This window comes from Brachyspira pulli (assembly GCF_036997785.1).
Taxonomy (GTDB): Bacteria; Spirochaetota; Brachyspiria; order Brachyspirales; family Brachyspiraceae; genus Brachyspira; species Brachyspira pulli.
The window spans coordinates 1-12,160 of record NZ_JAWLQI010000032.1 but is presented as its reverse complement, the minus strand read 5'-3'; the positions used below and the strand labels follow the sequence as shown (position 1 = coordinate 12,160).

8 protein-coding genes, 3 tRNA genes and 1 pseudogene are annotated in these 12,160 nt (G+C 27.0%); 3 read left to right on the top strand and 9 right to left on the bottom strand.

Annotated elements, in window-relative coordinates:
* Positions 1–225: 225 nt before the first annotated feature.
* From R4K56_RS08515 to R4K56_RS08500, 4 genes are all read right to left on the bottom strand, one after another.
* Positions 226–2,121 (bottom strand): tetratricopeptide repeat protein, encoded by a 1,896-nt coding sequence (locus tag R4K56_RS08515; protein WP_335760352.1) that lies wholly within the window; start codon positions 2,119–2,121, stop codon positions 226–228.
* Entirely contained in the window at positions 2,093–2,665 is a 573-nt protein-coding gene (gene nusB, locus R4K56_RS08510; RefSeq protein WP_335756936.1) for a transcription antitermination factor NusB, read from the bottom strand. The genes R4K56_RS08515 and nusB overlap by 29 nt, the downstream gene beginning before the upstream one ends.
* Before the next feature lie 179 nt (positions 2,666–2,844).
* A complete protein-coding gene (locus R4K56_RS08505) occupies positions 2,845–3,405 on the bottom strand; it encodes an adenylate kinase (RefSeq protein ID WP_297298417.1) in 561 nt (186 codons plus the stop codon).
* A 111-nt stretch (positions 3,406–3,516) separates the two neighbouring features.
* The gene (locus R4K56_RS08500; RefSeq protein ID WP_335772356.1) at positions 3,517–5,109 is read right to left on the bottom strand and encodes a PEGA domain-containing protein; all 1,593 of its coding nucleotides are present in this window, start codon (positions 5,107–5,109) and stop codon (positions 3,517–3,519) included.
* A 268-nt stretch (positions 5,110–5,377) separates the two neighbouring features.
* Between R4K56_RS08500 and R4K56_RS08495 the strand changes: the two genes are divergently transcribed.
* Positions 5,378–6,577, top strand: a complete 1,200-nt coding sequence (locus tag R4K56_RS08495) for a pyridoxal phosphate-dependent aminotransferase (protein ID WP_335772355.1) — start codon at positions 5,378–5,380, stop codon at positions 6,575–6,577.
* 78 nt (positions 6,578–6,655) lie between these two features.
* Here the strand turns inward: R4K56_RS08495 and R4K56_RS08490 are convergent, their stop codons facing one another.
* The 5 genes from R4K56_RS08490 to R4K56_RS08470 all read right to left on the bottom strand — a co-directional run bounded on the left by R4K56_RS08490 (position 6,656) and on the right by R4K56_RS08470 (position 9,002).
* Positions 6,656–7,366: a hypothetical protein gene (locus tag R4K56_RS08490; RefSeq protein WP_335756938.1), complete on the bottom strand. Its 711-nt coding sequence runs from the start codon at positions 7,364–7,366 to the stop codon at positions 6,656–6,658.
* A 440-nt stretch (positions 7,367–7,806) separates the two neighbouring features.
* Positions 7,807–7,880: transfer RNA gene (locus R4K56_RS08485), tRNA-Glu, on the bottom strand.
* A gap of 29 nt (positions 7,881–7,909) precedes the next feature.
* Positions 7,910–7,982 (bottom strand) — tRNA-Lys (locus R4K56_RS08480).
* Between the two features lie 114 nt (positions 7,983–8,096).
* Positions 8,097–8,807: an RluA family pseudouridine synthase gene (locus R4K56_RS08475; protein ID WP_335772354.1), complete on the bottom strand. Its 711-nt coding sequence runs from the start codon at positions 8,805–8,807 to the stop codon at positions 8,097–8,099.
* A 122-nt stretch (positions 8,808–8,929) separates the two neighbouring features.
* Positions 8,930–9,002 (bottom strand) — tRNA-Phe (locus tag R4K56_RS08470).
* Positions 9,003–9,169: 167 nt separating this feature from the next.
* Here R4K56_RS08470 and R4K56_RS08465 point away from each other — a divergent pair.
* Both R4K56_RS08465 and R4K56_RS08460 read left to right on the top strand, forming a co-directional pair.
* Complete coding sequence (locus tag R4K56_RS08465) at positions 9,170–11,212, top strand: GldG family protein (RefSeq protein ID WP_335772353.1); 2,043 nt, start codon at positions 9,170–9,172, stop codon at positions 11,210–11,212.
* A gap of 65 nt (positions 11,213–11,277) precedes the next feature.
* Positions 11,278–12,125 (top strand): annotated as a pseudogene (locus R4K56_RS08460) (Rpn family recombination-promoting nuclease/putative transposase).
* The last annotated feature ends 35 nt before the right edge of the window (positions 12,126–12,160 follow it).

The following is a 12,160-nucleotide window of genomic DNA, read 5'->3' as shown; positions in this document are numbered from 1 at the left end:
CGCGAAGCGTATCCGAGTTTATTGAGGATATAGCAACTTTTTTGTGCGTCAAAAAAGTTGATAATATTACATAATGTGCAGTAGTCGGCAAAATGAAATCGTTTCAGTATATACTGAAAAATAAATAATTATAATTAAAAAAATTTAAAACCAATAAGGGGCTTAAATAAAGCCCCTTAAAGTAAATTGTAGAATTAAAATTAGCCTACAAACAAACAATTAAAATCAATTATTATACATAAGTTCCTTTTTAGTTAAAACTTGCCTTAAACCATCTTTAGCCTGCGAATCGTTTCCATTATAACCTAAAGCGTTTCTATAACTTTCTTCTGCATTATCAAGCTCATTCATTCTGTAATAACATTTACCCAAAGCTAAATTAATATCAAACATATCCTTCTTTGATGTAGCAGAGTTTAAAGCTTCATTATAAGCATATATAGCATCATTATACTGAAGTCTTCTGTAAGAATATGCTCCGTATAATATATAATTTTCAACTGTAGGAGACATTTCAACTAATTGTCTGTAATAAGTTGAAGCATCATTATAAGAGCGTATTTCTTCCATCATAGTTGCAAGTGTTATCCAAGCATTTTCTCTAACAAGCATTGTATTATTTTCATCATTAGCTGCTATTAATAGAGATTCTTTTGATTTTTCATACTCTTTAGTTTTATAATAAAGCATTCCCGCTCTGTATATACTTTCTCTATCTTTTGGATATTTTGAAAGTGTATAATTGTAATAATTTAATGCTTCATTATTATTTCCTATACCCTCGTAATAAATAGCAAGTGTTCTGCTAGGAAAAGCATTTCCAACATCTGCTTCTATTGAATCTTTTAATAATTTAATACCTTTATCTGAATTACCATAATATAATTCTAATTCACCAAGTCTTGGCATAAATATAGTATTATTAGTTTCTAATTTATATATCTCTTGATAATATTTAAGAGATGGTAAAAAGTCTTTCTGTCTGTATGTTATATCACCAAGTCTTTCTAATGCTGTTTTATATAAATCATCTTTATTGTTAGCCATTATTATTTTCTTATAATTAGCTTCAGCTTCTTTAAGCATACTTCCTTTATAATAAGCATTAGCAAGCAAACCAGTAGCTTCATAAGTATTGGTATAATCCTTCATTCTTACCAATCTCAAATAATATTTTATTGCTCTGTCATAAGCATTTTCTTTTTCATACAATTCACCTAATGCAAGTATAGTATCAACATCATTAGGATTCTGCTCTAATATTTGCTCATATACTTTTTTTATACCATCATAGTCTTCAACTTGTTCATATATTTTTACAAGTCTTCTTACTGAATCCGGTTTTGTATCAGAGTTAACTAAACTTTTCAAATACATTTCTATAGCACTATCAGTATCGCCTGATATTACATATATATCACCCAAAATAGTAGCAGCCTTATCAGCATATTCACTCTTACTTCTTCTAACTAATTTACTTAAAGTATCATAAGCTACGCTTTGGAAACCTTCATTAAGTGCTATTAATCCAACATAAAATAAAGCCTCATCATTATCTTCTAAAGCTAATACTCTCTCATAATAACCTTTAGCTAAACGAGGTAAATCTCTTTCCATATAGAAACGTCCCAAAGTTAATAAGCTAGGTATATAATTAGTATTTATTGCTAATGAATTTTCTAATGAAATTAATGCTTCATCATACATTTCTTTTTCTAAATATGATATTCCTAAATTATGTTTTAATTTTTCATCTAAATACAAGGAATTAGTCATAGTATTAAATACTTTTATAGCAGAATCATAATCTCCTGTTTCATTATATATTTGTCCAAGAAGTATATTAGCTTCATATTGTTTTCTAGGATCTATAGTAGTTTCTATTTCTTTTTTTAATATAGACTTAGCTTTATTATAATCTTTGTTTTTATAATATTCCTTGGCTAAGGTATATTCGTCTACCACTTGAGAATTCAATTTTACTTTACCCTGCATGATTGCTACATTTAAAGATATTATAGCAATAAAACCTAAAGCTCCTATGCATAATATAAAAACCACCATTTGAAGATTTTTATATTTAGCTAGTCTTCTATTGTATGTCGTCTTCTTGTATGCCATCTAAAATCCCATTAACAAATTTATAAGAATCTTTATCGCTAAACATTTTAGCAATTTCGACTGCCTCATCTATAACTACAGATTTTGGTATGTCTTTTAAAAATATTAAAGAATATATAGATATTCTAATTATAGATTTATCTACATATTGTATTCTTTTTATATCCCAGTTATTAGAATATTTTTCTATTAAGTTGTCTATTCTTTCTAAATTTCTTATAGTGCCTTCTACCAAAGTTCTAGTAAAAGAGAATATATTTTCAGGTATTTTATTATCATAATCAAAATCTAAAATCTCATTTATACTAGGTTTTCTATCATTTATTTCATAAGAATATAAAGACATCACTGCATATATTCTTGATTGTCTTCTAGCCCCATAAGATGATAAATCCAAGTCCTTAATATTTTCTTTGTTTTTGGACTTTACTATCATTTTTTTCTTTACAACTTTTCTTGGAGCATTTTCAGAAACAATTTCTTCGTTATTGTTTTCGATATCATTATTCTCAATACTGTTGTTTATATTGTTTTCTTCAGACATATTTATAAAACCTATAAATTAATAATTTTTTTTGATGTGTCGTTTTTTAGATTTTCGGAATATATATTATAAAAATAATTTTGAGTAATGTTTTTATTTAATTAAAAAATTTACATGCAAATAAAAAAGCTGCAGTATTTATAACTGCAGCCTTATATAAAAAATTATTTTCTATAAAATTATAATGTATCTAATTCCGCTTTTATTTTAGCATAAACTTCTTCTGGTTCGCCTCTGCCGCTTTTTACTTTTATTATTTTTAACTTTCCTTCATAGTAATCTAATACAGGCTTGCTTTGACTTTCAAACACTTTTAATCTGTTTTTGATAGTTTCTTCATTATCATCAGCACGTCCTCTTTTTAAGAGTCTTTCTATAATAATTTCTTCATCAGCATATATATAAACAATACTGCTTATTTTATAATTCAAGCTATCCAATATGTTTGATAATTCTTTTGCCTGCTCTATAGTTCTAGGAAAACCGTCTAACATAAAACCATTTTTACAATCATCTTTTGTTATTCTTTCCTTTAGCATATTAATAACTAAACTATCTGGAACTAATTCTCCCTTATCCATATAGGTTTTAGCTGTTTTGCCCAATTCAGTAGCATTAGCAATATTTTCTCTTAACATATCACCTGTTGCAATATGTACTATAGAATAGTCTTTTTCTATTAAAGCTGATTGAGTTCCTTTGCCTACACCAGGAGCTCCTATAAAAATAATATTAAGCATATTAAACTCCTAAAATACATTATTATTAGTAGTATAGTAAATAATAACCTTTTGTCAAATATTATTGAAAAAAATAATGTTATTTATTTGTTTTTTATAGAATAAATATTGTTACCACCGCCAAGAATACATGATATTGGCAGAACCATAACCAGCATTAAAAGATAACTGCTCCACAGAAAAATTACTTTCATTTACCCAAAGCATATAATATATACCTGTAGTTAATGCAAATGCCCCAGTTAATACCATTCCAGCTATATATATATTCATTGCAGTATTATAATTCCTCAAATCTACTGGAGGTCTGTTGGCTGTATTTTGATATTTATTATAATAATCTACCATAGTAGAATCTAATATTTCACCGGCATATACATAAGTTCCTATAGAAAATATTGCAGAAGCTATAGTTAATCCTAAAAATATTTTTGTATTTCTTTCATAGTTTTTAAAGATTTTATCAGCTAAAGTAGGCTCTTTAAACTTCTTCATATTAGGAGTTAAATATAATGCATTAGTACTATCCACAGTAAAAGTACCATAATAATCTATATAATTTGTATTTGTGATTTTTAATGAATATGTACCGAATCCAAAATATCTGTTTATAGTATTTGTAGGAGTTTCTTTTACACCATTTATAACTACAGAACTAGATTCTTCTCCAGGTATATTTATCTGTACTCTAGCCCTATTAGTCATCTCTGTCAATGAAAATTGCAATAATATATTTTCATTAGGCTTTTCAAATGAAAGCATAGTATCTATTGTTTCATAAGCATCTTTTTTTATTGTAAATCTATGATTATTGGTTGTTAATGCCGGAACATATAATGTATTTCCGCTTCTTCCTATAAATACATCATCAACATAAACAAATGCATCCGGAGGAGTTACATCTATAGCTATTACTCCTGTTTTATCCAAATAACTTATTCTATTTGCTATTTCCAATGCATAATTTGGTATTTGCTCATCTATTCTCGCTTCAGGAACAGTAAAAGAATATGAAACTATTTTTTTATATTTTATATATGCTATATATGTTACAACATTAATATTTGGTCTTTTATATTCTACAGTTCCAAATACAGCTACATCAGCATCTCTTGTAAATACATATTTCTTTATATCATCTCCAAAATATTCATAATAATTTTTTCCAATATCCACTTTTTGAACAAAATCATTAGTACCCCTTAATATAATATTAGAACCATTATGTTCAAATATCATTTCATTCGTTTGCAATACAAATCCGGGAGTTTCTGGGGTTATTAATTTCACATTACTTCGTACATCTCCCCAATTAGTATAAGTAGAGTATTCATAATTTGTAAGAATTGTTATATTTGTGCCTTCTGTTTTGCTTGTATATGTTACATTTGTAAATTTAAATACTTTATAATCATAAGCTCTTTCAAAATCTATTGGTTCAATAGTATAATTTGTTGCAGACTGTAATTTTATAGTTTTATTGTATTCTAATTGATTTGCTATTGCATCAGCTATAGTAAAAGTAAGATAATTATAATTGGTATTATCACCTTTATTTGTATAAATATATACTTCTATTTTAGCTGTATCATCAGCCGTATAATATGGTCTTACTTCTTCTATTCTAATAGGTTTTCCGCCGAATGGATATAGCGGAATATACAATACTGTTAATAATATTATAATAAATTGTTTTATATGCATATATTCTATTTTAATTTTTTATTATTAATTTTATATCAAAAAACATCTTTAATCAATATATGTAGTATTTTATTATATAATAAAATTATTTAGCATAACTATGATTTCTTTTCACTTTATTTATTAATTTATTATACAGATTTTATAATTATATCTTAAAATAATGTTTATTATTATTAATTTTATTATATAGGTATATTGACAATTTTTATAGTTTGATATATCTTATTTTTTTAGATTACTATATATAAAAATATTGGAGAGGAATATGGATATATCTAAAAGAATTCAGAGGCTAAAAACTTCGCCTGTAAGAAAGTTGAATCCACATGCTGAAGATGCAGTAAAAAGAGGTATTAAAATATATCATCTTAATATTGGTCAGCCTGATATTGAAACACCTAGCGTATTTTTAGAAGCTATTTCTAAATATAAAGGTAAAACCCTTAAATATGAACATTCAAGAGGTATGAAGCCGCTTATCAATAAAATTCAACAATATTATGATAAATTAGGTGTTCATTACGAAGAAGATGAAATTAACATCACTAACGGAGGAAGTGAAGGATTATTATTCAGTTTACTTGCTATCTTTGATGAAGGTGATGAAATTTTGGTAGCAGAACCTTATTATGCTAATTATAACAGTTTCTATGATGTATTAGACATCAAACGCAATGCTGTTAGAACTTATGCTGAAAACGGCTTCCATCTTCCTAATCGTGATGAAATAGAAAAACATATTACTCCAAAAACAAAAGCATATATGTTCTCTAACCCTTCAAATCCTACTGGTGTTGTTTCTACTAGAGAAGAACTTGATAACATTGCATATCTTGCTAAAAAACATGATATGTTCATTATAAGTGATGAAGTTTATAGAGAATTTGTTTATGGTGACAGAAAAGCTATAAGTTTCGGTACATATAAAGATGTAGCAGAAAATGTTGTTATAATTGACTCTATATCAAAAAGATTCTCTGCTTGCGGTGCTAGAATAGGATGTGTTATAAGTAAAAATAAAAATTTCAGCAATGCATTATTTAGAGAATGTCAAGCTAGATTATCAGCTCCTACTCTTGAAATGGTTGGTGCTGCTGCTTTATACGATTTACCAGAAAACTATTTTGAAGATGCTAGAAAAGAATACGATAACAGAAGAAAAATATTATTTGAAGAACTCACAAAAATGGACGGAGTAGTTATGAAAGAACCTGAAGGTGCTTTCTATGTACTTGCTAAACTTCCTGTAAAAAATGCTGAGGATTTCGCTATATGGTTGCTTAAAGACTTCAACCTTGATGGTGAAACTGTAATGTTTGCTCCTGGTGAAGGTTTCTATGCAACTCCTGGTTTGGGTGTTGATGAAGTTAGAATGTGCTATGCATTAGACTCAAAAGACTTAAAGAGAGCTATGGAAATATTGAAACAAGGCTTAATCAAATATAAATCTGAAGTTGAAAAATAATAAAGTAAAAAATAACTTTTATATAAAATTATAAATAAGGGGGCTATAAAAATAGTCCCCTTTTAATTTTTGTACAAATTATAAAAAATCTGGCGGAAATTTCTTTACTCTTTCTTTAAATAGAAAATCTATTAATTCTCTTGTTCTTGTAAGCAAATAATATGACCATAATTCTATTGAGCTTTGTCCTGCAGTATATGTATTTACCTCATCTACAGAAATACTTATAGTTTTAGTTGTGTCATAGCTTAAATTAATTTTCAAATCTGCCTCATAATATTTATCTCTTATTCTAAATTTAGGAAGCATATCATGTACTATGCAGTTTCTTATGCATTGAAGTGTTTTGGCTAAATTATATTCATTTTTTGGAAGCATTTTATAATTATTTACTATTGATATCAAAAAACCTATATTACATTGAGCCAAATCTTCTACATTAGTAATTTTTTCTTCATATTTCTTTCCATTATTAAATTTATATATAGAAATATATCCTTCTTCCTGAATTTTTTCTTCTAATAGAATCATTAAAGATTGTTCAAACATACTTCCGGCTAAAGTACAGCTAGCCTCAAAATATCCAAAATAATAGTTTTGATGTACTTGATAAAGTAGTTTAATCATATGTTCAAGACGCGGATTATTAATTTGTCCTACATGCATTCTTTGATACTGAAGTTTTTTTCTTCTATTTTCTGCTTCCTCTAAAAAAGAATCATTATATCTTTCTTTAAGGCTTAGTTTTGGCTGTTTTACTTTTTTATTTTCATTATTTGAATTTTCCATATATAGTCCTAATTTTATTTATAATAACATTATATAATATAAATATTTTTAAATAAATATTTTTTATAATAAAGTTAAAAATCATTATTCAATTAATAATAGTATATACCTAAAAACAACTATATTTTGGCTAAAAATGCAGTCTTTCGCGAAGCGTATCCGAGTTTATCAAGGATATAGGCTCTTTGTGATAATACCCCCTAAAGGACTTCCTATAGTTTAGGCACTTCCTACAGTCGCAAAAGAAGTTGGACTTGCAAAGCTGTATGCTTCGCAGTGTCAAAGTCCTTCAAATATTTAAAATTTAAAAAATTATTTTTGATAAAATATACTTCTTTAAATATATTTTCAATATTATGCTATGTGGACATTTAATCAATATTAAAGATAAATAAAAGATATAAAAAAACCACACTCTTTCAAGTATGGTAAAAGAAATGAACCGGTGACGGGTTTCGAACCCGCGCATGCAGGAATGAAAATCCTGTGTGTTAAGCCTCTTCACCACACCGGCATATTATATAAAATTGTAAGAACTCTATGTGAGCCAAGAAAGGTTCGAACTTTCGACAACCGCCTTAAAAGGGCGATGCTCTACCGACTGAGCTATTGGCCCGTATTTCTTATCATTCGTTTGAATGTTTCATTATAATACTATGTAATTGATTTTTTGTCAAGCAGAAATCATGTTTTTTTCTGTTTTTTTATATTTTTTTAAAAAATATCCCAATTAAAATATATTCCAAGGATTATAATTAGGCAATTCAGCTTCTACATAAATTTCTTCATCTTTAGTTGGATGAGGAAATTTCAAGCTTTTAGCAAACAATGCCAAAGGAACATCATCTCTGTCATACTTTATATAACTGCTGTATTTCCTATCTCCATATATAGTATGACCTATATTGGAAAGCTGAACTCTTATTTGATGGAATCTTCCTGTTTCCAATTCAACTCTAAGTAAGCTCAAATTTTTAATTATATCTTCTTTAACTACATTAAATTTTAATTTGGCTATTTTGGCATTCTTAGTATTTTCAAAAACTACCTGAGCAATATTTCCTAATTTATTTGTCTTTTTTATAAGATAATTTTCAAGTCTGCCCTCTTTCTCCAAAAGTATGCCATTAACAACAGCATAATAAGTTTTTTCAAATTTTCTATCTCTTATAGCCTCACTTAATCTTGATGCTGCTTTTGAAGTCTTAGCAAAAACCATAATTCCGGATACAGGTCTGTCAAGCCTATGTACAAGTCCTAAAAATACATTTCCTTTTTTATTATACTTTATTTTTATATAATCTTTTATATTATCAAAAAAAGATACATCTCCGGTTATATCGCCTTGAGTTGGTATATTAGGAGGCTTTACAGCAACTATTATATGATTGTCTTCATATATTGGATTAATGTAATTATTAATTTCTTTTTCAATATCCATATTAATGCACCATAAAAATTATTATTATATAAAATAACTTAAAAAGCTATATATTACAAGTTATTAATTTGTATAAAAAGATGTTTTTTTGAAATTAAAGAATTTAAGAAAATAAAGGAATGTGCCGAGTCAGGGAATCGAACCCTAGACACAGGGATTTTCAGTCCCTTGCTCTACCTACTGAGCTAACTCGGCAAGTGATAGTTATTATAGCACAGTGAATAAAAATGTCAAGTGTTATTATAAAAAATATTACAAAAAATATATTTTTAGGTTTATACTTCTGTATATTTTTGACAAATAATATTCTTAAATATATAATAAACAATCATTTTTTAAAAAATTTATTAGCAGGTAATATAATGACAAAGAAAAAAGACAGAATAATCACATTTTCATTAGTAGTAGTAATTATAATTTTAATAAATGCAATAATTAATCAATTTACACCAATTATAGACTTAACAAAAGATAAAGTATATTCTCTAAGTAAAGAAAGTAAAAATTTAGTGAAAAATCTAAAAGAACCTATGACTGTGAAATTTTTTGTTACTCCAAATCTTCCGCCTCCTTTTTCAACTTATGAAAGATATATAAAGGACTTATTTGAAGGATATAAATCTGCAGGCGGTAAAAATATAAGTTTTGAAGTGGTAGATGCATCAAAACATGGTGATTTAGCTACTCAATACAGAATAAACCCAACACAAATAAGTGTATTAGAGAAAGATCAAACTCAAACTAAAGTAGCTTATATGGGACTTTCATTCATATATGGAGATTCTATAGAAACAATACCGTTTGTACAATCAACTGAGGGATTGGAATATAATATAGATACCATTATGAGAAAATTAATGGATAAAAACGATAAGTTAACAAGATTAGAAAATAATTTAAATGTTTATTATATTTCTTCTCCTGAAATATATGAACTTCTTCCTATAGGTGCTATGGAATTAATACCTGATTCAATTATGCAGGCTGTTTCTGATGCTAATAAAGATTTGATGAATAAAGTAAAATTTATACATGTTGATATGTCAAATCCTTCAGCAGAAAATGAAGAACTATTAAAAAAACTTAATATCAAAAAAATAGAATGGCAGGATATAAAAGATCCTAGCGGAAATATTATAGCAAATAAAGGAAGTGCATATTTTTCATTGGTATTAGAAAATGGAGATGATGTAAGAGAACTTGCAACTTCATATATATTATATGGGGCATTTGATGAAATAAAAAATGAAATATCAAAAAATATAGACAGCATGCTTGGACTTAAAGCTACAATAGGATATGTTCAAGGACATGAAGAAGCTAATTATATAACTATACCTCCTCAATTCGGTGGAAATCCTAATGATGCTTATGACAGCGTAAGCGAATATATTACTGAAATACAAGGAAATTATAATTTTGAAGCAGTTGATATATCTTTAAATGATATACCTTCAAGCATAGATGCATTAATAGTTGCTGGAAGTAAAACTGCTTATACTGATTATGAATTATATAAATTGGATCAATTCATTATGAGCGGAAAACCTGTATTATTTATGCTTAATGGTGTAGAAATAAATCAAAATGACCCAAATGCTCAAATGTATGGGCCAAAACTTATGCCTGTTACAAATAGATTAAATGAAATACTTCCTAACTATGGTTTTAGTATAGCAACTAATATGATATTTGATGACAGTGCATATAAAGCTCAAGTACAGCAAGGTATGCCTGAACAAAAAATGTACTACATACCTTTAATAGCAGCTGAAAACATTAACGCTAAAAGCGATATAACTAAAAGTATTAATTTAATGCTTGCTCCTATATCATCAGAAATAATAACAAATACAAATAATACTGATATAAAAGTAACTCCATTAATTTATACAAGTGATAAAAGCTGGGTTGAAACAGAAAACTTTATGGCATCTATGACAGGAATGCCAACTGATACAAGCAAATTATCAAAAAGACTATTAGCTGCTTCTTTTGAAGGCAAAATGAATAGTGCATTTGAAGGAAAAGATATACCAGCATCTACAAATACTCAGAATAATATTAACAGCGGAATAAACAGAATCAATTCTACTACAAGCGGAAAAGTAATTGTGGTTGGTTCTTATGAAATGGCTAAAAACAGTGCTTATACTGTTAATAAAATATTCTTAATGAATTTAGTTGATTATATGGCCGGCGATAATGGACTTATGAGCATAAGAAGAAAAGGAGCTATATATAATCCTCCTTATCAAGTGCCTGAAACTGTTAAGCTTTTTGTAAGAATCATTAATATAGTAATGCTTCCTGTTGCTATTATAGTATTCGGACTTATGTTATGGAGTTCAGATAAAAAGAGAAGACAGCAAATATTTGAAAAGTTCAATAAAAAAACAGAATAATATTTGAAAGCTTTTATAATTATTGGTTACTTTGACAATTTACATTCTTTTGTTATAATAAAATTATGAATGAAAGAAAAGATATTAATGTACTTAACGATTATTTTATGCGTTATATGTTTGCTAAAGAAGGACATGAACGCATTTTAAAGAATCTCATTAATTCTGTAAGATTGGACTATAATCAAGAGACTTTTGAAGAAGTGAAAGTTTTAAATACTTTTAATTTAAAAGAATCCATAAATGATAAGCAATCGATAGTAGATGTTAGAGCAGTAACTAAAAGCGGAGAAACTGTTTTAATAGAAATACAAAGAGTTGGAAATCAATCATTCGTTTATAGAAGTTTGTATTATTGGGCTAAATGTTATGTTTCTAATTTGAGGAATAATGAAAAATATAATGATTTAAAACAGGTTATAGTTATTAATATTTTGGATTTCAATTTATTAAAGTATATTGATAAAGAACATAGCTGTTATGTAATAAAAGAATTAGAAACTAATCATATACTTACTAATCATCTGGAAATGCACTTCCTAGAACTTCCTAAATATTTATCTAGTAATTCAAGACTTACAGATGAATTAGATGCTTGGTTTTATTTTTTAACAACTAAAGAAAAATGGAGGATATTATGGAAATGTTAGTTAAAAAAAATCCTATAATGAAAGAAGTTTATGATGAGTATAACAAATTTGTAAACACAAAAGATTTATTTGATAATTATGCAGAATATGAAAAGAATTATTTTGATATTTTAGCTTTAAATGAAGAAAGAATAAAAGGCAGAGAAGAAGGTATAAAAGAAACCCAAATATCTATGGCTAGAAATATGAAAAATAAAAATATGGATTTAAACCTTATTAGTGAATTAACAAATTTAAGTATAGAAGAAATAAAAAACTTATGAGCATTTAGTAAATTTATTTACTAAATATAAATAGC